Source organism: Streptomyces sp. NPDC033131, from assembly GCF_055578365.1.
Genome location: NZ_JBVIPA010000022.1, coordinates 49,658 through 72,841, shown reverse-complemented (window position 1 = coordinate 72,841; position 23,184 = coordinate 49,658). Strand labels below are relative to the sequence as shown.

The window sequence follows — 23,184 nt, the reverse complement described above, 5'->3', positions numbered from 1 at the left end:
GCGGGGGCGCGCCCGAACCGCGCCAGGCGCCCCGCCCGCCCCCGCCCGGGAATGGCGTTGCGGACGGCACGTCGCGACGGCCGGCTTCGGCCGCTCGCGCCCGAACCGACCGTGACGGAGCCCCGTTGACCCCGCGCATCACCCCGCTCGCCGATCCCGAGGCGGGCGCCTCCAGCCGTCGTCTGGCCTGGCTGGCCTCCGGAGCCGAGGGCGTTCCGCTCGGGTCCGCGTTTCTCCGGCTGTTCACCAGGGCGGGCCAGGAGCACCTCGCCGAGCTGGACATCGCGGTGCACGGCGCGGAACGGCGGCGTGGCGTGGGCACGCAGTTGCTGGAGGCCGCCGTCACGGCGGCGCGCGAGGAAGGACGGCGGTCGGTGCTCGCGCAGGCCCAGCGGGACTCCCCCGCCGATTTTTTCCTGGCGGCGCGGGGTTTTCGCCGGGTGCTGGGACTGACGTTCGCCCGGCTGCCGCCGGCCGACGCCGACCTCGCGGCGATCGGGAAGGTCGCCCGACTCCCGCGTCCGGGGTACCGGTTGACGGAGTGGGACGGCACCGTGCCGCCCGAGCTGGCACAGTCCTACGCCGACGCGCGGCGGGCCATGGACGACATGCCGATGGAAGGCACCGACTACGGCACGGTCGTCTGGGACGTGGAACGGGTGATCGCGGTGGCCGAGGCGGTCGCGAAGCGCGGAGACCTGCTGCACACCGTCGCCGCCGTGGACGCGTCCGACGGCTCGGTGATCGGCTTCTCCGAGCTGGTCGTCCCCGGAGACGGCCGGGGCGACGGCCGGCACTACGGTACGGCGGTGCTTCCCGAGCACCGCGGCCACGGCCTCGCCCGCTGGATGAAGGCCGCCTCGATCCTCCGGGCCCGGGCGCGGCACCCTGAACTCGCCGGGCTGTGCACCGACACGGCGGACAGCAACGCGCCGATGCGTGCGGTGAACGAGGCGCTGGGTTACGTACCGACGCATCGGTCGGTGGAGTACCAGCTCGACCTGCGGACCGCTCCCCTGGCCATGGCGCCGTAGCCCGCTCACCGATCCGGGTCCCTCATGCCCCCTCTCCACCGTGCCCGCCATGCCCCTCATCTCCGCGAGGCCGTCCCGGGCCGACGGATGCACCGGTGTCCATCCCAGTTCCCGCTCCGCCTTCGCCGTGGAGACGCGCAGAGTCGTCGACATCACCGTGTGCGCGTACGACATCGGCTTCATCAGCCAGAGCGGTACGGTCATCGGCTTCGGCAGTCCGAACTCCTCGGCCACGCACAGCACATGCGCCCGGAAGCCGAGCGGCGTGCGGTCGGCGACGTTGTACGCCTGGCCGGGCCGGCCGCGTTCGAGGGCAGCCGTCACCGCCCGCGCCGCGTCGGTGAGTTCCACCCACGGCAAGACCCGGCCGTGGTCGTCGGACACGGGCAGTTGCCGCCTGCGGAGCAGGGTCAGGAGGGTGTCGGTTCCGCCGGGGCCGTAGAACAGGCCGAAGCGGAGGGCGATGCCCTCCAGCCCCGGGGTGTGGAAGGTGAGCTGTTCCTTGGTGCGCATGGCCGCGAGGTGCCTTTCCCGTTCGGGCGTGGTGCCGGGCGGGCCGAAGGGGTCGTCCTCGGTGACCGGGTGGTCTCCGTGGTCGCCGTAGCCGTATCCGAACACCATCGACTCGGTGACGAGGCGGCGGGCGCCGACGGCCTGCGCGGCCTCGACGAGGTGGGCGGTGCCCTCGGTGCGCAAGGCGTTGGTGGCGCTCATGTCGCGGTGGCGCATGGGGGCCTTGCGCAGGGCGGTCGCGGCGTGGATCACCGTGTCGAAGCGGTGTCCGTCGACGGCTCGGAGCAGCGCGTCGCGGTCCATGAGGTCGGCGCGGATGCCGGCCGCCGGCCCGCGGCCGAGTCCGGTGACCTGGTGGCCGGACTCGGTCAGGGCGCGGGTGATGTGCCGGCCGAGGACGCCGGTCGCGCCGGCGAGGAGGATGTTCCGGCTCTGGTGGGTCGTGTCGTTGGTCGCCATGACCGTGCGACGGATCGGGCCGCCCGGGATGTGACATCCGGCGGCGTCGCCCTCCTCCGCGTCACTGCCGCGCGAGCCACTCGCCGTACCAGGCCACGGTGTCGCCGACGGTGTCGGTGAGCGGTGCCGGCGTCGCGCCGAAGGTCTGCTCGAACGCGGAGGAGTCCACGATCTGGGGCTCGGTGTGCTGGTAGAACATCTCCGCGTACTCGGCGACGAACTGCTCGTCGAACGGCCCGAAGGGGTGGAGCTCCGCCATGATCACGACGTCCAGGGTCCGGCCCACCCGCTTCTCGATCATGGTGAGGATCTCGCGTGTGCTGACGGCGGGCGCGGTCGGCAGGTGCCAGACACGGCCGTCGCCCTCCGGACGCTCACCGAGGGTCGCGAGGCCCCGGGCCACGTCCGCGATGCTCGTGTAGCTGTGCGGCAGGTCGATGTCCCCGAGGCCGAGTACCTGCCCGCCGGTGAGCGCGCCCGGGAACACGGCCGCGCCGAGCGACGAGTTGAGCACCCCGGGGCCGACGAAGTCGGCGGACCGGCCGAGGGCGACCCCGACCCGGCCCTCGCGATGCGCGGCGAGGTACTTCTCGCCGAGCTCCGCGCGCATCCTGCCCTTGCGGCTGGTCGCCTTCCACGGGGAGTCCTCGGTCATCACCGCTCCCCCGGTCTCGCCGTACGGGTAGAGGGTGTCGAGCACGACCAGCCGCGCACCGCCGGTTTCGGCGGCCGCGAGAACGGCTTCCTGGACGCGGGGCATCACCTCAGCCTGGAGGTGATAGGCGACGTTGACGCAGTGGTACACGACGGCGGCCCCGGTCATGGCCTCGCGCGCCCCCTCGGCCGTGCTGACGTCGGCGGCGTACCGCTCGACCCCGTCGACGGCCGGCCCCTGTCCCGTGCGGTCGACCAGGCGCACGGCGTGACCCCGGCGCACGAGCTCGCGGGCCAGCGCGGTGCCGGCGGGGCCGGAGCCGAGGACGGTGTGCAGGGAGCGAACGGCGTTGGCGTGGGCAGTCATGGTGATCCCTTCCCCGAGACGAGCGAGTGCTCATCACTTCTGTTAGAGACTGTAACTCTTGCGAGTAACACTAGCAAGAGTGGGAGGTTCGGGCCGCCATTAAGGTGTGTCACACGCATCGAGAAGGGAGCCGCCGATGGCCGGGAACGTGCAGAGTCCGAGGGCCCGCTACCGCGAGCGGACGCGCACGGAGATCAAGGAGATCGCGCTCCGGCAGCTGGCCGAGGGGGGCACGGCGGCCGTGGCCCTGAGCCGGATCGCCAAGGAGGTCGGTCTCTCGGGGCCGGCCCTGTACCGCTACTTCGACAGCCGCGACGCGCTGCTGACGGACCTGATCCGTGACGCGTACGCCGACCTGGCGGCGGCCGTGACGGCAGCCGGGGAGGCGCCGGCCACGGACACCTCACCGCGCACGCGGATGCGGGCGCTCGCGGCGGCCTGCCGGGAGTGGGCGGTGAGTCAGCCGCACCGCTATCTGCTGATCCAGGGCACGCCGGTGCCGGGTTACACGGCGCCCCCGGACACGCTCGACAGCGCGCGGGCGGTGCTCTCGCCCTTCCTGAGGGCCTTCGAGGGGTCCGAACCGTCGCCGGCTGTGGCGCCGGTGGTGGCGCAGATGAAGGCCTGGGCGGACGACGATCCGGCTGTGGCCGCCTGGGTGCGCGGGCATGTGGCCGTCGGGGCCGAGGGCCCGGCGCTGGCCGGAGCGGTGCTCGCGTGGGCGCACCTGCACGGAGCGGTCAGCCTGGAGGTGTCGGGCCAGTTCGCGGGCATGGGCCACGACGGAGACACCCTGCTCACCGCCCAGGTCGACGCCCTGGCGGACGCGTTCGGCCTCGACTGAGCCGCGAGGGGCCGCACTGACGGTCGCGCAGGAGGAACGAGGCTTACGGCACGTACACGTAAGGCGTCGTCGTGGTCAGGGTGTGGAAGCCGAGGCGCTCCAGGATGGGCCTGCTCTGGCCGGTGGCGTCGACCTGGAGGTAGCGGTAGCCGCGGTCGGCGGCGGCGCGGGCCCGCTGGGCGACCAGGGCGCGGTAGATGCCGCGGCCACGCCAGGCTTCGACGGTGCCGCCGCCCCAGAGACCGGCGAAGCGGGTGCCGGGCACGAGTTCCATGCGGGCGGCGCTGACCGGTGTGTCGCCGGCGAGCGCCACGACGGCCACGACGGAGTCCGGGTCGTCCGTCAGCCGGTCCGTCAACTGGTGGCGCAGCCGGGTGCCGTCGGTGCCGAACGCCTTCTCGTGGACCTCCGCCACGAGGTCGACGCCCGCCCGGTCGGTGGCCGGAAGGAAGCGGATGCCCTCGGGTGTTTCGGCGTCCAGGGCCAGATCGGCGACCTCGGCGACCATCAGCGTCTCCTCCGGCTCGGGCGTGAACCCGGCGGCCCCGAGCTTCAGCCCGAGGTCCGCGGGCCGGTCGTGCCCGTAGAGCTTCCACTCGAAGTCGAGACCGAGACCGCAGTAGTGGGCGACCTGCTCGGCGATCGCCGTCTCGGCGCCCGCCTCGTCCAGGTCCGACCAGACGACGCCGTTCCAGCCGTGCGCGGCGGAGACCTGACGGACCACACGCCCCGCCCGCTCGATCCGTGCGCCGGGGCCGTCCGGCTGAGCGCCTTCCCGCATGTCCCGGTCGTACAGGGCGAGTATCGCGGCATGATCCATGCGCTCACTGCAGCACCCGGGCCCTGCCGGGGCAACAGCTTTACCGGTCGTCCCCCGTCGGTGGCCGCACCGCCGCCGGTCGGCCTTGCCTTTCCGGCCGCGCTCCGGCGGCCGTAGGCTGCGGCACGGAGATCACGTCACGAGGAGGGTTCTTCGCCATGGCCGTGAAGGACACGGAGCTGCCGTACCTGCGCCGCTGTGTGGAGCTGGCGGCCCGGGCGCTGGAGGTGGGGGACGAGCCGTTCGGGTCGGTGCTGGTGGGGGCGGACGGCACAGTGCTCGCCGAGGACCACAACCGGGTGGCCTCCGGCGACCGGACCCGGCACCCCGAGTTCGAGCTGGCACGCTGGTCGGCGTCCCGCCTGTCCCCCGAGGAGCGGGCGGCCGCGACCGTGTACACCTCGGGCGAGCACTGCCCGATGTGCGCGGCCGCGCACGCCTGGGTGGGCCTCGGGCGGATCGTGTACGTCGCCTCGTCGGAGCAACTGGCCGGCTGGCTGGCCGAGTTGGGGGTGCCCGAGCCGCCGGTGCGCACCCTGCCGGTCAACGAGGTCGCGCCGGGCGTGCTGGCGGAGGGCCCGGTGCCCGAACTGACCGATGCGGTCCGCGCGTTGCACCGCCGCTTCCATCGCGGCATGCACTGACGGCCACACGGCCCGTGACCGGCGCGGCACCGCCCTGACCCTCCCGAGATGCAGGCGGCGTCCTGCGGTGCCTACGATCGAGGAAGACCCAGGCCAGGTGGACCGCCCGGTCTCCCTCCGTCGGGGGGAGGCGCTTGCCTTGCTGTCGGCACATCGGCTGATGACCGCTCATCTCGCGGTGGCGGCGGTTGCCACGAGCATCTACATGACGGTGCCGGCGGCCCGTACTCCCCTCTGGGTCGTCATCGGCCTCGCCGGTGTGGCCGCGGTGGTGACCGGTTCGCAAGTGCACCGGCCCGCGCACCGCTGGCCCTGGTGGATCCTCGCGGCCGGACTGCTCACCTTCATCACGGGCGACACGTACTACAACGCGGCGGAGGAGTACTTTCACGCCTCCAACCCGTTCCCCTCCCCCGCGGACGCCTTCTACCTGGCCACCTACCCGCTGTTCGCCGCCGGGCTGTTCGGCCTGGTCCGCTACCGCTGGGCGGGCCGCGACCTGCCCAGCCTCCTCGACGCGATGATCTTCACCGCGGGGCTCGCGCTGCCGGTGTGGGTCTACCTGGTCCAGCCGCTCACCGAGGTCGAAGGGCTGACCTGGCAGCAACGCGCCATCAGCATCGCCTACCCCCTCGGCGACGTGCTGGTCCTGGCGCTGCTGGCCCGGCTGCTGACCCCGCATTCGCTGGATGGGCACAACCGGTCCCTCCAGTTGCTGGTCGTGGGCACGGTGACGCTGCTCTGCTTCGACATCGCGTACGGGATCCTGCAGCTCAACGACTTGTGGCAGGCGGGCACGGTGCTGGACGTCGGGTGGATCGTCTTCTACACCGCCTGGGGCCTGGCCGCGCTGCACCCGTCGATGGTGGAACTGACCGCGGCCGTGCCGCAGCGGGCGTCCCTGCTCCCGCCGCCGCGCCGGCTGGTCCTGCTCGCCGTGGCGACGCTCATCGCACCGGGGCTCCTGCTGTACGAAGGCCTCACCAGCGCGCCGCACGACGCCGCCGTGATCGCCGCCTTCTCCGGCGTCCTCTTCCTGCTGGTCATCCTGCGTCTGGCAGGGATGGTCGTGGCGCATCGCAAGGCGGTGACGCGGGAACAGGCGCTGCGCTCGGCCGCGGCCTCGCTGGTGTCGGCCGTCCGGCAACAGGAGGTGGCGCGGTCGTGCGAGTCGGCCGTCGACGCGCTCCTCGGGTCCACGGTCCACCACCGGACCCTGCTGCTGCCGGCCCAACGGGCGGCGGGCCTGGCCCCTGGCCACACCCGGTTCGTCGCCGCCGAAGACCTCGATCCCGCCCTCACCGCCGAACTGGGCGGCCTGCCGACGGTCCTGGTGTGCCCCATGACCCCGCCCGACCGTCCCACGGCCTCGGAGGGACGGGGCGTCCTGCTGGTCGCCGGTCCGCCCGGGCGGCTCACCGAGACGTGGAGCTCCATGGAGATCCTCGCCTCGCACGCGGGACTGGCGATGGATCGCGTCGTGCTCCGCGAGGAGGTCGTGCGCCGGGAGAGCGAGGCGTACTTCCGCACACTCGTGCGCAACACCTCCGACGTCATCCTCATCCTGGAGGACGACAACACCATCCGGTACGTCAGCCCGTCCGCCACGTCCGTCTTCGGCACCGCGGACCTGGCGGGTACGGCGCTGCCCGACCTGCTGGACCCCCGCGACCGGCAACGGGCGATCCGGGAGCTGACCGCGATACGGGACGACGGACCGCGGACGACCCACGACCACTGGTGGATACGGCACCGGGGCGGGCGGGTGGAGGTGGAGGTGCGATGCAGCGACTTCCGGGACGAGCGCACCGTGGCCGGACTGGTGGTCACGCTGCGCGACGTCACCGAGCAGCGCCGGCTGGAGCAGGAGCTGACCGAGCGGGCCTTCCACGACTCGCTGACCGGACTGCCCAACCGGACGCTGCTGCTGGAGCGGATCGAGCGCGCGCTCCTGCGTGGCCGCCGGGAGTCGTCCCTGACCTGTCTGCTCTTCGTCGATCTGGACGACTTCAAGCTCGTCAACGACACGCTGGGGCACTCGGCGGGCGACCGCCTCCTCACCGCCGTCGGGCGGCGCCTGACCGGGGCGCTGCGGCGCACCGACACCGCTGCCCGGCTGGGCGGCGACGAGTTCGCCGTACTCATGGAGGACGCGCGGGAACCACTGGACGCCGAACTGCTGGCCGCCCAGGTGATCCAGACGCTGACCAGGCCGTTCGTGCTCGGCGGGGAATCGGTGACCGTGTCAGCGAGTGTGGGTGTGGCCACCGCCCGCGACAGTGAGGACGCGGAGGAACTGCTCGGCCACGCCGACCTGGCGCTCTACGCGGCGAAGACGGCGGGCAAGCGACAGTGGCGGCGGTTCCAGCCGATGCTGCGGGCCCGGATGGTCGAGCGGCACGACATGCAGAACCGGCTCGCCCGGGCGGTCAACGACCAGGAATTCGCCCTGCGCTACCAGCCGGTCGTGGACATCACCGTGGGCGAGGTGGTCGGCTTCGAGGCGCTGGTGCGCTGGCCGGGTGCCCCGCACCCGCCGGCGTCGCCGGAGCAGTTCATCAGCCTGGCCGAGGAGACCGGGCACATCGGGCCCCTCGGGTCGTGGGTCCTGGAGAACGCGGTGCAGGACATCACGGGACTGCAGCACCTGCCCGGCCCGGGCGCGCCGCCCTACCTCAGCGTGAACGTCTCCGCCCGCCAGTTCCGCGACGTCGGGTTCGTGGAGCAGGTCGACCAGGTGCTGCGGACGCCGGGACTGGCGCCGGGATCGCTGCAGCTGGAACTCACCGAGACGGTGCTGCTGCGCCACGACAGCCAGATCCAGGACATGCTGCGGGCGCTGAAGGACCTGGGCGTGAGCATCGCGGTCGACGACTTCGGCACCGGGTTCTCCTCGCTGCGCTATCTGCGGGACTTCCCCATCGACGTACTGAAGATCGACAAGACGTTCATCGACGACATCACGCGCCACGCGCAGCAGGGCGCGCTCGTCGAGGGCATCGTGCGCCTCGCCGACACGCTGGGACTCCAGGTGATCGCCGAGGGGATCGAGGACGCGGCGCAGCGCGATCTGCTGGCGGGCATGGGCTGCCGGTTCGGGCAGGGCTTCCTCTTCGCGCGGCCGATGACGGTGGAGCAGAGCGAGCGTGTGCTGCGCGACGGGATGAGCCGCGCGCCCGCGAACGGTGCCGCGCGCAAGACGGCACGCCACGAAACGTCGAAGCGGGAGACCCGCTGGGCCGACCTGGACCATCTACGCCGGACCAGCCCGATGACCGACGCGGTCATCGACGAGGTGCGCGGCCGGCACATCCGCAGCCGCGGCCACTGGCTGATCGACTTCGCCTCCTGCAACTACCTGGGTTTCGACTGGGACCCGGAGATCGCCGCCCGCATCGAACCCGCCGTACGGCGCTGGGGCACCCACCCGAGCTGGTCCCGGCTGCTGGGCAGCCCGCGGCTGTACCCCGAGATCGAGGAGCGGCTCGCCGCCCTGCTGGGCGCGCCGGACACACTGCTGCTGCCGACACTGACCGTCATCCACTCCTCGGTGATCCCGGTCCTCGCCGACGCGGGCCACGTCTTCGTCGAGGCGACGGCCCACCGCACGGTGTACGACGGCTGCGTCGTCGCCCGCGGGCAGGGTGCCACCCTGCACCGCTTCCACGCCGAACGGCCCGAGGAACTGGAGGCCCTGCTCTCCGCGGTGCCCGCGAGCGCGCCCAAACTGGTCTGCCTGGACGGCGTCAACAGCATGAGCGGCAACGTCTCCGAGCTGCCCACCCTGACCACGCTGTGCCGCGACCGGGGCGCGACGCTGTACGTCGACGACGCGCACGGTTTCGGCGTGATCGGGGAGCGCGGGCCGACCGAGCTCTCCCCGTACGGCTCGCGCGGCAACGGCGTGGTGCGGTACACCGACGAGTCGTACGAGGGGATCGTGCTGGCCGGCGGTTTCTCCAAGGCGTACTCGTCGCTGCTCGCGTTCCTCGCTCTGCCCACCGACCTGAAGAACCGCCTCAAGACGGCCGCCGCGCCCTACCTGTACTCGGGCCCCTCCCCCACCGCGTCCCTGGCCACCGCGATGGCCGGACTGGAAGTCAACGACCTCCGCGGCGACACTCTGCGCGCCGACCTGTACCGCAAGACGGTCCGGGTGCTCGACCATCTCGACGACCTGGGTATCGCCACCCTGAACACGGACCGGCTTCCCATCGTGGAGATCCCGCTGGGGAACCCGGCCGACCTGGACGCGGTCGCCGCGTTCCTGTGGGAGGAGGGCATCTACGTGACGGTGGCCGCGTATCCGCTCGTACCGCGTGACCGGGTGGGCTTCCGCGTCCAGCTCACGGCTCTCAACTCCGACGAGGACATCGACCGCCTGACCGGCACGCTGACCCGGCTGGCGGCACGGTTCCCCATTCAGTCGAAGGAGCGAGAAGGCCATGTCAAGGGCTGAGAGGACCACGCCGATGACCTGGAGAGTCTCGAAGTCCGGTGAAACCGCCACGACGCACAACGACGACGTGGACTGGGACAGCTGGCCGGTCGCGGACTATCTCGCCGAGAACTACCGCGAGGTGCACCCGTCGGACGCGGCGGTCATCGCCCACCACTGTGCGTTCTACCGGCGGCTCGCGCCGGGCAGCGTCGGCCGCTCGGTGGAGTTGGGGGCCGGCCCGAACCTCTACCCGCTGATCCTCGCGGCCGCGGCGAGCCGCCGTATCGACGCCGTCGAGGCGGGGGCCGGCAATGTCGCCTATCTGGAGCGGCAGATCCTGTGCGGGCCCGACTCCAGCTGGGTGCCGTTCCACGCGCTGTGCCGCGAGCTGAACCCGGCCCTGCCCGCGACCCTGGCCGGGGCGCTGGCCCACGTCGACGTCGTCCACGGCGACGTCCGTGACCTCCCGCCGGGCCGGTACGACCTGGCGTCCATGCATTTCGTCGCGGAAGGGGCGACCGAGGACCGCGCGGAGTTCGCCGACTTCTGCCGGCTCTTCGTGCGCTGTGTGGCGCCGGGTGGCTGTCTGGTGGCCGCGTTCATGGAGAACATGCCGACGTACCGCATCGGGCCCGCCTCGCGCTGGCCGGGCTGCCCGGTCGACCCGGACGTCGTCACGGAGGTGTTCGCGCCGCTGACCCGGGAGCTGGCCGTCACCCGTATCGACGCCGACCCCACCCTGCCCGACTACGGGGACTCGGGGATGGTGCTGCTCACGGCGGTGTCGGCGGCGTGAACACCTGGACGGTGCGGCAAGCCGGCCGACCGCGTCGCCGCCAGGCGCAGGCCCCACCGGTCGAGCCCGGCAAGGCCTTCCGTCCTCCGTCGAGAGGGCCGGTCAGCGCGGCACGCGCGGGCGGGAGCGCCGGTACACGGCCGCTCCGCCGAGAATCAGCGCCGCGCTCCCCACGACGGCGGGCAGGGTCTGGTCCGTGCCCGTCTCGGCGAGTTCGGCGGTGAAGTGCGGCCGCGGGGCGGGCGGCGCCGGCTGCGGACCGGCGTCGGTCCCGGGCGACGGAGTCTGCTCCGGCGCCGGCTGCCCGGGCGTCCGGGGGTCCGCGGGCCGGTCGCCGGAGGTGTTCACGGACTCGTTGCCGACGGCCGGGTTGCCGATGCCGACGACGTTCACGCTGTTGCCGCCGGCGTTGACCGGAGCGTGGACCGGGAGCTGCACACCGTTGCCGGACAGCACGCCCGGTGAATCCTTTCCGCCGCCGTTCGCGGTCGCCCCGCCGTCCGTGGACGTTCCTTCGGGCGTCCCGGCCGCGTCGCCACCGCCGTCCTGGGCGGCGCAGCTGTTGCCCGCCGCCGGGTTGAGCAGCCCCACCACGTTCACGGTGTTCCCGCACACGTTCACCGGGAGGTGCACCGGGAGCTGCACGGTGTTGCCGGAGATCACTCCGGGCGAGCCTGCCGCGGCGCCGTCCGCGCCGGAGCCCGCGTACGCGGGCATCGTCACCGCCATCGCGCCGGACGCGGCGGCGACGGCGATCACACCGTTTCGGGTAACCCGTCTCATGGGGTCCCTGCCTTCCAGACATGGTCGCGGGCACTCGCCCGCACCGGATAAAACGGCCGGTGAACCATCGGAGTTATGGCTTATCGGCCTTTCACCCCATCGAGCGTCACGGTCATCGAACGGTCGGCAAAACCGTCGTAAGCGCATCGAGGGGGCACAGGGTAGGGCCGCCGCCGCCGTCCCGCTCGCCCGGAGGCGGGCCCCGCGAGGTGCGCCTATCGTGATCGAGGGCGCTCGGACCGGGCGCCGGACCCGGTCCGCGGCAGGCGTCCCTGGAGGCATCCATGCCGGCCAAGCTGTCGACTCGGCCCACAATCCGGCGGTGCGCGATCACCGTCGGCGTCGGCCTGGCCCTGCTCGGCGCGGGCCTGCCGGCGACGTCCGCGGACGACTCCGAGGCCGGCCTGGCGCGGTTCTACCGCCAGAAGGTCGCCTGGTCGAAGTGCGACGGCGTGGAGATGCCCGAGGACCTCCAGTGCGGGAAGGTCACCGTCCCCCTCGACTACGCCCGGCCCCGGGCCGGCACCCTCGACCTGGCCCTCGCCCGCTATCGCGCGACGGGCAAGTCGCGAGGCTCGGTACTGCTCAACTTCGGAGGCCCGGGCGGCGCGGGCGTCAGCGAACTCGCCGCCGGCGGCAAGGAGTTCATGAGCCTGACGAACGGCTACGACGTGGTGTCCTTCGATCCCCGCGGCGTCGGCCGGTCCTCGCCTGTGACGTGCGGCAACGGCTCCGCCGAGGTCACGGTGGACGAGGACGCGGACATGGACGGTGATCCGCAGAGCGTCCTCGAACAGTTGCGGAAGGCCGCCCGCACCTGCGCCGAGCACTCCGGACCCGTCCTGCCCCACATCGGCACGGTGAACGCCGCGCGCGACCTCGACGTGATGCGCCAGGCCGTCGGCGACAAGAAGCTCAACTACCTCGGCTTCTCCTACGGAACGCGGCTCGGCGCGGTGTACGCGGCCCAGTTCCCCGAAAAGGTGGGCCGGATGGTGCTCGACGGCGTGGACACCCTCACCGAACCACTCACCGAGCAGGGCATGGCGGGCGCTGCGGGGCAGCAGACCGCGCTGGAGGACTTCGTCGACTGGTGCGTCGAGGACATCGCCTGTCCCTTCGGTACGGACGCGCGCACGGCCCGGGAGGAGGTCGAACGTCTCGTCGAGTCGCTCGACCAGGACCCGGTGCCGACCGACTTCGGCGAGGAGTTCACCGGGCAGGACCTGGTGGGCGCCATGGGCCAGGCCCTCTACAGCAGGCAGTTGTGGCCGTCCCTGCAGCGGGCGCTCGCCTCACTGGTCGAGGACGGCGACACCCGGCCGCTCCTGTGGTTCTCCGGCGGCGGTTCGGGCGTCCGTGCCGCCGACGGCGTCGCCCCTCGCGCCGGCGACGGGACGGACGGCGGCCTGGTCGACCAGGAGGACGTTCCGCTCGACAATCTTCCGGCCGCTCTGATGGCGATCAACTGCGCGGACGATCCCGACCGCCCCAGCGCCCGCCGGATCTCCCAGCAGCTCGGCCGGCTGCGCGCCGAGTACGAGCAGGCCTCGCCGGTGTTCGGCCGATACCGGCTCACCGAGGTGCTGATGTGCCACGGCCGCCCCAAGGGCACCGATTTCATCCGCGACGGCGTCCGCGACGTCCGTACCCCGAAGATGCTCCTCGTGGGCACCCGGGGTGACCCGGCGACGCCGTACCGCTGGACCGTGGAGACGGCCGAGCGTCTGGGCGACTCGGCCGTGGTGCTCGACAACAAGGGCGAGGGGCACACGGGTTACGCGTCCTCCAAGTGCGTGCACCGCAAGGTCGACGCGTTCCTGCTGTACGGCTCCCTGCCGCCCGACGGCAGCTCCTGCGGGCCGGAGCGCGACGGCCACTGACGTACGCCACGGTCATCCGGCCGGTCTCGGACTGACGGCCACGTCGTCCGGCTGACGGCCACGTCGTCCGGCGACTCGAGCGACGCCGCAGGCGAGTTGCCGGTAATGCCCGACTCGATCACCCCTGATGCCCGATCGGCGATTCAGCCCTATCGTGCTGGTATGGAGCACGCACTCAGTCCCACGACCCTCACCGAGCTGCGGCGCCCGCGCCCCTATCCGGCCGTGTCGGTGCTGACGCCGACACACCGCCGGGAGCCCGAGAACGCCCAGGATCCGGTCCGGCTGCGCAATGTCGTGGCCGAGGCCAAGAAGCAGCTGGAGGCCGATCCCGCGATCCCCCGGGACCGGCGCCTGGACGTCGCCCGGCAGCTCGACCAGGCCCTCACCGAGATCGACCTGACGCACGCCGAGGACGGCCTGGTGATCTTCGCCGCCCCGGGCGAGCACCAGGTGTGGTCGCTCGCCCGCCCGGTGCCCGAACGCGTGGTGCTCTCGGACACCTTCCTGACCCGCAACCTGGTCTCGGCGCAGGCCGCCGAGCAGCCGTTCTGGGTGCTCTCGGTCTCCGCCGACCACGTCACGCTGTGGAGCGGCGGCACGGACCGCGTCAGCGAGGACCACACCGGCGGTTTCCCGCTGACCAGGCTGACCAGGAGCCGCGAGAACTTCGACGCCGAACGCCAGGAACGGGTCGGCGACCAGCCGAGCACCTTCCGGGACGAGGGCACCCGCCAGTTCCTGCGTGAGGCGGACACCGCGATGAGCGCGGTTCTGCGCGAGACGCCCAGGCCGCTGTACGTCACCGGCGAGACGGCCGCGCTGTCCCTGATGGACGAGGTCGGCAGCGTCACCAAGAGCGCTGTCCACGTCCCCCACGGCGGACTCGCGCACGGCACGCCCGACGCCGTGTGGCAGGCGGTCCGGCCCCTGGTCGCCGCCGAGGCGCGCAAGAACACCGACGCGGTGACGCGGGAGCTCGAATCGGCCCGCGGTCACCGGGCGTTCGCGGCCGGGATCGACGAACTGTGGCAGAGCGCCCGCGAGGGCCGCGTACGGCTGCTGGCCGTCGAGGAGAACTTCCGGGTGACGGTCCGTGACGACGGCGGGGACCATCTGATCCCGGCCGTCAGCGGCGATCTGGACGCCCGCGAGGACATCGTGGACGAGATCGTCGAGCAGTGCCTGGAGACCGGCGCCGAGGTGCGCTTCGTGCCGGACGGCACATTGGCGGACGCAGACGGGATCGCGGGGGTCCTGCGGTACTGAACCCCGTCGCGTCACGGCACCGTGGCACGTCAGACGCCGCCGAAGAGCGAGGCCAGCCCCTGCTCGACGGCGGCGCCGAGATCCTCCTGGCCGGCGGCCACCACGGCGTACGTCCGCAGCAGGAACCGGCGCAGGACCGCGCTTTCGAACTGAAGCAGGGCCAGCCCGCACGGCGAGTGCAGCTCGACGACGGTGCGGCCGCGGCCACACGGCCACAGGTGCACGTCGCCGCCCCCGGCCGGGCCGGTCAGCCCGTCCGCCAGCAGGGCGCGGGCGAAGGTCCACGTGACCCGCTCGCCGTCCAGGGCGACCTCGGGCGGGAAGTCGGCGTGCACCGCCAGCGGGTCCGCGGAGGTGTAGCGGAGCGTGGCGGGAACGGGCAGTTCATGGCTCGTCGCGGTGACCAGGCGGGCGCGGGCGGGCTGCTCGATCGTGATGTCCATGCTCTTACGAGCTCGCAGGTGCCGTTCGCATTACGCGGAACCCGACATCAATTCATGTGACCTGCATCACAGACCGCATTCGCGCCCCGTTCACCCCGCGCACGCCCCCTGGCAGGGTGCGTTCCCCATATGCCAAACTCCCTAGAACACAGGGTCGTCGAACATACAACTGAACACGACGTCCACCCCCCGAAGACCCTCAAGTCGCGTACGTCGCCTACGACTTGAGCCACCCGGTGTCGTACGTCAGACGTACGCCGAACTCGCCCCGTGAAGACTGTGGCATATGCCAGAAGCACCACCGTATCGGGTGTCGCCGAATCCCTTACAGGGTGTCGCGGGCTGTGCAACAGTCGTAACGGTCCTTCCGTCCGCCTTGGTCGTACCGTCCCCGCATCGGAGTGCGTCATGCCGTCCCATCTCTCTGCGGACCGCCCAGCCGCCCAACCGCCAGGACGCGGGTCGGTCGACGCGCTCATCTCGCAGGCGCGCCGGCTCAAGGGCGACGTGGACGCCGTACGCCGGGACACGCAGAGTGACGGTCTGGACCCGCAGGAGCGTTGGCAGCGCGCGCTGTGCGACCTCGCGCTGCACCAACTCGACGACCTGGACGAGCACTTGGCACAACTGCGGGACGGCCCGCCGCCCGCTCCCGAGTCACCGGAGGCGGCTCCCGCCGTCCGGGCCGTGCCGCCCGCTCCCCGGCGCGGCTCGCTGCTCAGCCGGGTCGGCAGTGCGGAGTGGAACCTGCTGACGGACGAGGCCAGTTGGTCCGGAGAGCTCTACCAGATTCTGGGCCGGGATCCCGCCGCTCCCCCGCTGACCCTGGACGAGCTGCCGTCGCTGGTACTGGACGAGGACCGGCCGAAGCTGACGGCGATGGTCACCGACTGCCTCGTCGACGCCAAGCCCATCGACGGTGAGTTCCGCGTGCGGCGCCCGGACGGCGGCGTACGGACCGTGCACATGATGGGCGAGCCCGTGCTCGACGCCGACGGAAGCACCGCGTCCATGTGGGCGGTGCTGCGGGACGTCAGTGAACTGCGCCGCAGCCAGCGGGCGGTGAGCGAGACCCGTGACTCGTTACAGCGTCACCGGCACCGTGCGCAGGCCGAGCACCGGCTCGCGGTCGAGCTGCAGGAAGCCGTGCTGCCGCCGTGGCGCGGCTCCCTGCGGCTCCCGCACCAGGGCCCCGAGACGCTGGAACTCGCGGCCCGCTACCTGCCGTCGGCGACGAGCGCGACGATCGGCGGCGACTGGTACGACGCGCTGGAACTCGCCGACGGCGAGACCCTGCTCAGCGTCGGCGACCTCACCGGCCACGGAGTCGCCGTGGCCTCGGGCATGGCGACCCTGCTGGGCGCCGTACGCGGCATGGCGATGGCCGGCACCCAGCCGGGTCAACTGATGGCCCTGCTCAACCAGTTGCTCGACGCCACCGTGCAGCCGGCCCTCGGCAGCGCGGTCTGCTGCCGCTACCGGCCCGACACCCGCACTCTGGTGTGGGCGCAGGCGGGACACCCCGCCCCGCTGCTGTTCCGCGACGGGACGGGACGCAGGCTGTGCGCGCCGGACGGCGTTCTGCTCGGCGCGACGTCGGGAGCCGTGTACGAACAGACCGAAGAGACCCTCCGGCCGGGCGATCTGCTCGTGCTGCACACCGACGGGCTGGTGCCCGGGCACAGCGGCACGGCGGCCGTGAACCGCCTCCTCGACCTGGCCCCGCGGTTCGGCGAGGCGCGCACCGCACAGGACTGCGTACGGATGGTCGTGGAGGAGTTCGGCGAGGTCGAGCGCGAGAACGACGCCTGTGTGCTCGTCGCCAGGGTGACCGCGTGACGAGGACCGAGGACCGAGGACCGGAGGGGCACGGCGCCCCGTTCCGGTGCCGTGACGGTTCCTAAGCCTTGGCGCTGCTGCCGCTCTTCCCCCTCGTCTTCGGCAGCGCCAGCCTGATCTCCTCCCGCAGCTCGTGGATCTTCGGATAGCTGGAGTACTCGGCGGTGAGCCGGTACATCTGGCCCAGCCGGTCCCAGGTGCGGCGCGAGGAGTTCGACCCCATCGCCATCAGGGCCAGCCGTGCGTACCGGTCCGCCTGTTCGGGGTCGTCCGCGATGAAGCAGGCGGAGGCCATGGACAGATGATCGAAAATCTTCGACCGCTCCCGGCCGTCGATGCGCAGGGCCAGCGCCTTCTCCGCGTAGTACTGGGCGTGCACGGCCGCGCCCGGCTCGTGCTCGGCCAGTGTGCGGTAGGCCAGGGCCTGCATGCCGTACAGATCCTCCTCCTTGAAGGTCTGCATCCAGCTCGGCGGCGGCACGTCGCCCCGGTCGGAGACGAAGAGGTCCTCCGCCTGCCCGAGGGTGCGGCGCATGGCCTGGCCCTTGCCCATGGAGGCCTGCGCCCAGGCCTCGATGGTGTAGAGCATCGCCTTGGTACGGGGCAGCACCTCGTCGCCGGAGCCGGACTGGGCCAGCTTCATGAGGTCGAGTGCGTCGTCGGGCCGGCCCAGGTGCACCATCTGGCGAGCCGCCCGCGAGAGCGCCTCCCCCGCGCGGGGCCGGTCGCCGCCCTCTCTTGCCGCATGGGCCGCGATGACGAAGTACTTCTGGGCCGTGGGCTCCAGGCCGACGTCGTGCGACATCCAGCCCGCGAGGACGGCGAGGTTGGCGGCGACGCCCCACAGGCGCCGCTGGAGATGGTCGGGGTGTCGGTAGGCGAGCATGCCGCCCACCTCGTTGAGCTGGCCCACGACCGCCTTGCGTTGCAGTCCGCCGCCGCGGGCCGCGTCCCAGGCCCGGAACACCTCGACGGAGCGCTCCAGTTCCTCGATCTCCTGCGATCCGATGGGGGCGGCCTCGTAGCGGTCGAACCCGGCCGGATCGGCGTGCAGGGGGTCGTCGAACTGGGGAGCATCGGCGGTCAGGGCCGGATCGGTGTGCAGCCAGTCGTGCATGGCGCTGCTGAGTGCTGATCCCGCGGCGAGCGCGGCACCCGCGCCCACCAAGCCGCGTCGGTTGAGCATGAGGTCCATTCCCGTGAATTCGGTGAGGACCGCAGCAGTCCGCTCGGGCGCCCACGGCACTCCGTCGGGATGTTCCGCACTCCCGCCGCCCTGCCGTTTCCCCGCACGCCCGTGCCGGACCAGACCGAGGTCCTCGATGGTCACGACACGGCCGAGACGCTCGGTGAACAGGGCCGCCAGCACCCGCGGTACGGGATCACGCGGGATCTCTCCCATGTCGATCCAGCGCCGCACCCGTGAGGTGTCGGTCGAGAGCTGGGGGTGGCCCATGGCCGCCGCCTGCCGGTTGACCAGTCTCGCGAGTTCGCCCTTGGACCAGCCGGCGAGGCCGAACAGGTCCGACAGACGGGTGTTGGGTTGTCCGCTCACGTCAAGCCCCCAGGTACTCGGCTGAGTTGAATGTAGCCCGGTGAGAGTTGCCGGGCGACTATTCGCCAGGCTTCGCCAGGGCACGCCAGATGGTGTGCCACGGGGCATCGGGTGTCAGGTAGGAAAGCGCCACCCCGACCCGGTCGCCTTCTGGAACAAGGGATGCATTCCCCAGGGTGCACCCGGGCGACCGGGCCGGGCAGCGCACTGTCGTCGCAGGCACACGAAGGGATCTGTTTCGCCCATGTACACAGCATCGTCCTCCGTGTCCGCCCCGCCCCGGTCGCTGCACCCCCGTCCGGCGGGTGGTGGCGGCCCCTACCTCGACCCCGCGCGTCCGGCGGCTCCCGTGCTCGGTGCGGGCAGGACGCGGCGCGTTCCAGGGGTCGGCACCCAACCCGTCAGCGGGAGACTCGACTTGTCCGGCCCTCAGGGCGCCCAGCTGCGCACGGCGATCGCGTCGGTGCACCGGATCTGCCCGGAGTTCGCCCCGGTGCAGGTGCTGCGCCGCAGCGGACGCTCCGTGCTCCTGGTCGGTACGACGGGACGCAGCACCGCGGTCGCCAAGTGTTTACTGGACCACTCCCCCGCGTGGGCCGAGCGGATCCGTCACGAGATAGCCGCGTACCGCTCGTTCGTCCGGCACCGCCCTCCGGTGCGGGTACCGAGACTGATCGCGGCGGACCCGGACAACTGCACGCTGGTGATCGAGCGGATGCCGGGCCGGGTGGCGGCACTGCTCCGGCACCCGGCGGAGGCCCCGCCCCGGGCGGACATCCGGGCGGCACTCGGCGCGATCTGCCGGCTGAACGCCTGGCGGCCCCCGGCGGGCACCTTCGACGCCCCGCTCGACTACGCGACACGCATCAACCGGTACCACGAGCTGGGGCTGCTCACCGACCGGGATCTGGGCGACCTGCAGAAGCTGCTGCACGGCATCGCGGCGACCGCGGGCCGGCACGGCATGGGCCAGTTCTGCCACGGCGACGCACTGTTGTCGAACATCCTCCTGTCACCGGCCGGTCCAGTGCTGGTGGACTGGGAGCACGCGGGCTGGTACCTGCCGGGCTACGACCTGGCGACGCTGTGGTCGGTCCTCGGCGACGCGCCGGTGGCCCGGCGGCAGATCAGCCAGATCGCCCAGACGGCGGGCCCGGCGTCGCGGGACTCGTTCCTGGTGAACCTGATGCTCGTCCTCACCCGGGAGATCCGTACCTACGAGATGGCCGTGCAGCGTTCGATGCACGACACGACCCCGGCGGCACCGGGAGTGGCCCACCCGGGTGCTGCGCCGTCCGGCGAGGAACAGCGGCTGCTGCTCAGGCGGCTGCACGACGACTGCCAGCTGGCCCGCCGGGCCGTGCGCGCGGCGGTCGGCACTCGCTGAAGGGGACGACGGTCCGCGGTGCGCCACGTCGACGGCGCACCGCGGACCGTCGTATGTCCGGATCCACGGCTCGTCCGGTACCGCCCATTGGTGTACGCCACTGACGCCCCGCAGGCCCGCGGGACGCCGCCGCGAAACTCCCCGCCCACCTGGCCTGACGAGGGAAATTGCCTGCTCCTGGGCATCATTGACGGATCGTCGGCAAGCCGGTACCACTGACGGGCCCGGCCCCGCACGGCGCATCGCGCTCGACCGTCCCAGGAGGCTGCATTGCGAGAATCCGCCACCGCCACCGACCGAGCAGCCGGGCACAGACGTTTCCGAAGGACCGCGGGCGCTGTGGGCTGCGCCGCCCTGCTGCTGCCGCTGCTCGGCGCGGCCCCGCCCGACGCCCGGGCCTCCGCGGCCGGCCTGCAGTCGGCGTTCGCCGCCGCGGCCGCCGAGTACCACGTACCGCAGAGTGTGCTTCTCGCCGTCTCCTACCTGCAGTCCCGCTGGGACGCGCACGCCGGGGCGCCCAGCGTGACCGGCGGCTATGGTCCGATGCACCTCACCGACGCCCGCACCGCGCTCGCCGAGGCGGCGCCGCACCACAGCGAGGGGACGGAGGACGCGCGCGGCGACAGCGCCCGCCCACCAGTGCGTCCCGAGGCGAAGGTGCCGGAGAACGCCGCCCTCCCGGCCCGTCTCAAGACCCTGCCGAAGGCGGCCGAGCTCACCGGCCTGCCCGCCGAGCGGTTGCGGACCGATCCCGCGGCGAACGTGGCCGGCGGCGCCGCGCTCCTCGCCGCCGCGCAGCAGGACCTCGGCGAACCACTCAGCGAGGATCCCGGGGACTGGTACGGGGCGGTGGCCCGCTTCTCCGGCGCGGACGACAGCGCGACGGGGGTGGCGTACGCCAACGACGTGTTCGACGTGCTGCGCACCGGCGGGGAGCGCACCACCGACGCCGGTCAGCAGGTCGCCCTGGTCGCCCAGCCCGCCCTCGCCCCCGACACCGCGCAGTTGGCGCGGACCGGCCTGCGGCCACGGGCCGCGGACGGCACAGAGTGCCCGAAGACGGTGTCCTGCGAGTGGATCCCGGCTCCCCACGAGGAGTTCGGCGAGGGCGACTACGGCAACCACGACACCGGGAACCGTCCGGTGTCCCAGAGCATCAGGTACATCGTCATCCATGACACGGAGGGCGCCTGGGAAGGCGTCCTCAACCTCGTGCAGGACCCCACCTATGTGTCGTGGAACTACTCGCTGCGCTCCACGGACGGCCACATCGCCCAGCACGTGAAGGCCAGGGACGTGGCGTGGCACGCGGGCAACTGGTACGTCAACGCCAAGTCGGTCGGCCTGGAGCACGAGGGCTTCCTGGCCAGCCCGGACGCCTGGTACACGGAGGCGATGTACCGGTCGTCGGCGCGGCTGGTGGCGTATCTGGCCAAGAAGTACGGCATCCCGCTGGACCGGCAGCACATCCTCGGCCACGACAACGTGCCGGGTCCGACCGCGGGGACCGTCGGCGGCATGCACACCGACCCGGGCCCGTACTGGGACTGGCGGCACTATTTCGCCCTGCTGGGCCGTCCCTTCGAGCCCACGGCCGGCGAGAACGGCGGCCTGGTGACGATCCGCCCCGACTACGCCACGAACCAGCCGGGGTACACGGGCTGCGTCGCCAAGGGCGAGCCGTGCGCGGCTCACGGGTCCAGCGCGGTGCGGCTCCACTCCGGGCCCGGCGAGTCCTATCCCCTGATCAAGGACATCGGTCTGGGGACGACGCCGGGCACCGGGGTGAACGACCTGTCCTCACGGGTCTCCACCGGCCAGCAGTACGCGGTCGCGGGCCGCGACGGGGAGTGGACGGCGATCTGGTATCTGGGCCAGAAGGCCTGGTTCAAGAACACGAGGAAGAACCCGACCGCGGTGAACGCGACGGGCCTGGTGGTGACGCCCAAGGACGGGTCGGCGAGCATCCCGGTCTACGGGCGTGCCTACCCGGAGGCGTCCGCGTACCCGGCGGGAGTGCCCGCCCAGGCCCTGTCGCCGCTGCCGTACAAGCTGCCGGCGGACCAGCGGTACGTGGTCGGGGACAAGGTGCCCGGCGAGTACTACTACGCGGTGACGTTCGGCGAGGCCTCCCACCAGGTGGTGGCCGACGAGGACCTGTACTACGAGATCCAGTTCGGCCACCGGGTGGCGTTCGTGCGGGCGGCGGACGTCCGCGTGGAGCGGTCGGCCGGGTAGTCGCCTCAGTCCTGCTGGAAAAGCTCCGCGGGGAGCGGCTTCAGCAGGGCGTACAGGTCGTCGGTGATGGGACGGTCCCAGGCGGCGATGGTCACCAGGACGTTGTCGCTGCGGTCGAACTGCACGCAGGAGATCCGGCTCTCCGACAGCTTGAGGCGGCGCACGATCAGGAGGTTGTCGCCCTGCATCACCGGCATGTCCTCGGAGCCGACGACGGTCACCTCCTCGTCGTTCTCCAGCGCCAGGAGTAGCTGGCCGACCTCGAAGGGGATCTCGTCCTCGGTGACGTCGCGGGCCGGGGAGCCCTCCGGCAGATTGCCGATGATCATCGCGGGGCCGCGGCCGCCGAAGAGGTCGTAGCGAAGGTAGACGCCCTGGCAGCTGCCGTCGGGCGCGGGCAGCAGACCGGCGCCCAGATTGCCGGGCCAGTCGCCCGGGTCCATGGCCAGTACGTCGAAGTCGGGCCCGGCGGGCGTGGCGCTACGGCGGCGGAGGAACGACATGCCGCAATGGTACGTGCCCGGACCCCTCGCGTGGTGTGCGGGCGGCTCTTCTCCGCTGGGCGCGGTCGCGGTGCCGTCCGAGATGCCGCGTGACGCGGGCGCGGTCGCCGCAGGACGGGCTGCACCACTTCTGACGCGGGTGCTCCTTGAGGAAGTACCGCGCACAGCGCGGCGCGTGGCAGACCCGCAGCCGCACTCGCTCGGGACCGGCGAGAAAGGCGATCGCGGCGTGCGCGAGCACCGCGGTGAGTTCGCCGCCGCCCTGTGCGGCCTCGCGCCGTACGACGGGTTCGGCGTCCTCGGCCGAGTGCAGTACGGGGACGGTGGGCGTGCGGGCGGCGGCCTCGTCGAGCCGCCGCACGGCCTCGGGCAGGGGGAGGAGGCGGGCCGGGTCGGTGTGGCTCGGGTCGGCGGGGCGCACGGCCCGGGCGAACAGGGCACGGATGACGGCACGCAGGTCACCGACGGCGGCGTACGCGGCCTCGTCGGCGACGAAGGCGGCGGCCTCCGGCAGGGCGTCGGGGCGGGCGCGGACCCAGGCGGTGAGCCCTACGGGGTCGGTGAGGTCGTCGGCGACCTGGCCGATTCCGTCGTGCCGGACGGTCAGGGCGAGGTCGAGGGCGAGGCGGGCGTCCCTGCTGAGCGTGGCCCGCAGGGAGCTGATGACAGGTGCACGCGCATCCATTAGCCGAGGGCGGTGGCTGAGGGGTGG

General features: G+C 72.3%; 17 protein-coding genes and 1 pseudogene. 10 read left to right on the top strand and 8 right to left on the bottom strand.

Annotated features, from left to right (window positions below; genetic code table 11):
- Positions 1–125: 125 nt before the first annotated feature.
- On the top strand, positions 126–1,034 hold the full coding sequence (locus ACZ5XS_RS26225; RefSeq protein ID WP_468655234.1) for a GNAT family N-acetyltransferase: 909 nt from the start codon (positions 126–128) through the stop codon (positions 1,032–1,034).
- A 333-nt stretch (positions 1,035–1,367) separates the two neighbouring features.
- Here ACZ5XS_RS26225 and ACZ5XS_RS26220 read toward each other — a convergent pair.
- Both ACZ5XS_RS26220 and ACZ5XS_RS26215 read right to left on the bottom strand, forming a co-directional pair.
- Positions 1,368–2,006 (bottom strand): annotated as a pseudogene (locus ACZ5XS_RS26220) (NAD-dependent epimerase/dehydratase family protein); the annotation flags it as partial.
- A 61-nt stretch (positions 2,007–2,067) separates the two neighbouring features.
- Positions 2,068–3,027 (bottom strand): NAD-dependent epimerase/dehydratase family protein, encoded by a 960-nt coding sequence (locus ACZ5XS_RS26215; protein ID WP_468655232.1) that lies wholly within the window; start codon positions 3,025–3,027, stop codon positions 2,068–2,070.
- Between the two features lie 136 nt (positions 3,028–3,163).
- Here ACZ5XS_RS26215 and ACZ5XS_RS26210 point away from each other — a divergent pair, with 136 nt between their 5' ends.
- Positions 3,164–3,871: a TetR/AcrR family transcriptional regulator gene (locus tag ACZ5XS_RS26210; protein WP_468655230.1), complete on the top strand. Its 708-nt coding sequence runs from the start codon at positions 3,164–3,166 to the stop codon at positions 3,869–3,871.
- A 43-nt stretch (positions 3,872–3,914) separates the two neighbouring features.
- Here the strand turns inward: ACZ5XS_RS26210 and ACZ5XS_RS26205 are convergent, their stop codons facing one another.
- Positions 3,915–4,691 (bottom strand): GNAT family N-acetyltransferase, encoded by a 777-nt coding sequence (locus ACZ5XS_RS26205; protein WP_468655228.1) that lies wholly within the window; start codon positions 4,689–4,691, stop codon positions 3,915–3,917.
- 158 nt (positions 4,692–4,849) lie between these two features.
- On the opposite strand from ACZ5XS_RS26205, the gene ACZ5XS_RS26200 reads away from it, so the two are divergent.
- From ACZ5XS_RS26200 to ACZ5XS_RS26190, 3 genes are all read left to right on the top strand, one after another.
- A complete protein-coding gene (locus ACZ5XS_RS26200; RefSeq protein WP_468655226.1) occupies positions 4,850–5,335 on the top strand; it encodes a nucleoside deaminase in 486 nt (161 codons plus the stop codon).
- Between the two features lie 160 nt (positions 5,336–5,495).
- Entirely contained in the window at positions 5,496–9,794 is a 4,299-nt protein-coding gene (locus tag ACZ5XS_RS26195; RefSeq protein WP_468655224.1) for an aminotransferase class I/II-fold pyridoxal phosphate-dependent enzyme, read from the top strand.
- A 13-nt stretch (positions 9,795–9,807) separates the two neighbouring features.
- On the top strand, positions 9,808–10,572 hold the full coding sequence (locus ACZ5XS_RS26190) for a class I SAM-dependent methyltransferase (protein ID WP_468655222.1): 765 nt from the start codon (positions 9,808–9,810) through the stop codon (positions 10,570–10,572).
- Positions 10,573–10,674: 102 nt separating this feature from the next.
- Here the strand turns inward: ACZ5XS_RS26190 and ACZ5XS_RS26185 are convergent, their stop codons facing one another.
- On the bottom strand, positions 10,675–11,355 hold the full coding sequence (locus tag ACZ5XS_RS26185; protein WP_468655220.1) for a chaplin: 681 nt from the start codon (positions 11,353–11,355) through the stop codon (positions 10,675–10,677).
- 284 nt (positions 11,356–11,639) lie between these two features.
- Between ACZ5XS_RS26185 and ACZ5XS_RS26180 the strand changes: the two genes are divergently transcribed.
- Positions 11,640–13,238, top strand: coding sequence for an alpha/beta hydrolase (locus ACZ5XS_RS26180; protein WP_468655218.1), 1,599 nt, complete (start codon positions 11,640–11,642; stop codon positions 13,236–13,238).
- Between the two features lie 162 nt (positions 13,239–13,400).
- Positions 13,401–14,507: a baeRF3 domain-containing protein gene (locus tag ACZ5XS_RS26175; RefSeq protein ID WP_468655216.1), complete on the top strand. Its 1,107-nt coding sequence runs from the start codon at positions 13,401–13,403 to the stop codon at positions 14,505–14,507.
- A gap of 29 nt (positions 14,508–14,536) precedes the next feature.
- Here the strand turns inward: ACZ5XS_RS26175 and ACZ5XS_RS26170 are convergent, their stop codons facing one another.
- On the bottom strand, positions 14,537–14,950 hold the full coding sequence (locus ACZ5XS_RS26170; RefSeq protein WP_468655214.1) for an SsgA family sporulation/cell division regulator: 414 nt from the start codon (positions 14,948–14,950) through the stop codon (positions 14,537–14,539).
- A 408-nt stretch (positions 14,951–15,358) separates the two neighbouring features.
- Between ACZ5XS_RS26170 and ACZ5XS_RS26165 the strand changes: the two genes are divergently transcribed.
- Positions 15,359–16,789 carry a PP2C family protein-serine/threonine phosphatase gene (locus tag ACZ5XS_RS26165; protein ID WP_468655212.1) on the top strand — a complete coding sequence of 477 codons (1,431 nt, stop codon included), beginning with the start codon at positions 15,359–15,361 and terminating at the stop codon, positions 16,787–16,789.
- A 61-nt stretch (positions 16,790–16,850) separates the two neighbouring features.
- Here the strand turns inward: ACZ5XS_RS26165 and ACZ5XS_RS26160 are convergent, their stop codons facing one another.
- The gene (locus ACZ5XS_RS26160) at positions 16,851–18,344 is read right to left on the bottom strand and encodes a DNA-binding protein NsdB (RefSeq protein WP_468655210.1); all 1,494 of its coding nucleotides are present in this window, start codon (positions 18,342–18,344) and stop codon (positions 16,851–16,853) included.
- A gap of 244 nt (positions 18,345–18,588) precedes the next feature.
- Here ACZ5XS_RS26160 and ACZ5XS_RS26155 point away from each other — a divergent pair, with 244 nt between their 5' ends.
- Positions 18,589–19,731: an aminoglycoside phosphotransferase family protein gene (locus ACZ5XS_RS26155; RefSeq protein WP_468655208.1), complete on the top strand. Its 1,143-nt coding sequence runs from the start codon at positions 18,589–18,591 to the stop codon at positions 19,729–19,731.
- A gap of 270 nt (positions 19,732–20,001) precedes the next feature.
- Positions 20,002–21,969: an N-acetylmuramoyl-L-alanine amidase gene (locus ACZ5XS_RS26150; RefSeq protein ID WP_468655206.1), complete on the top strand. Its 1,968-nt coding sequence runs from the start codon at positions 20,002–20,004 to the stop codon at positions 21,967–21,969.
- Positions 21,970–21,974: 5 nt separating this feature from the next.
- Here the strand turns inward: ACZ5XS_RS26150 and ACZ5XS_RS26145 are convergent, their stop codons facing one another.
- Positions 21,975–22,472 (bottom strand): hypothetical protein, encoded by a 498-nt coding sequence (locus tag ACZ5XS_RS26145; RefSeq protein ID WP_217242644.1) that lies wholly within the window; start codon positions 22,470–22,472, stop codon positions 21,975–21,977.
- Positions 22,450–23,157, bottom strand: a complete 708-nt coding sequence (locus tag ACZ5XS_RS26140; protein WP_468655204.1) for a CGNR zinc finger domain-containing protein — start codon at positions 23,155–23,157, stop codon at positions 22,450–22,452. Before ACZ5XS_RS26140 ends, ACZ5XS_RS26145 begins: the two co-directional genes overlap by 23 nt.
- Positions 23,158–23,184: the final 27 nt, after the last annotated feature.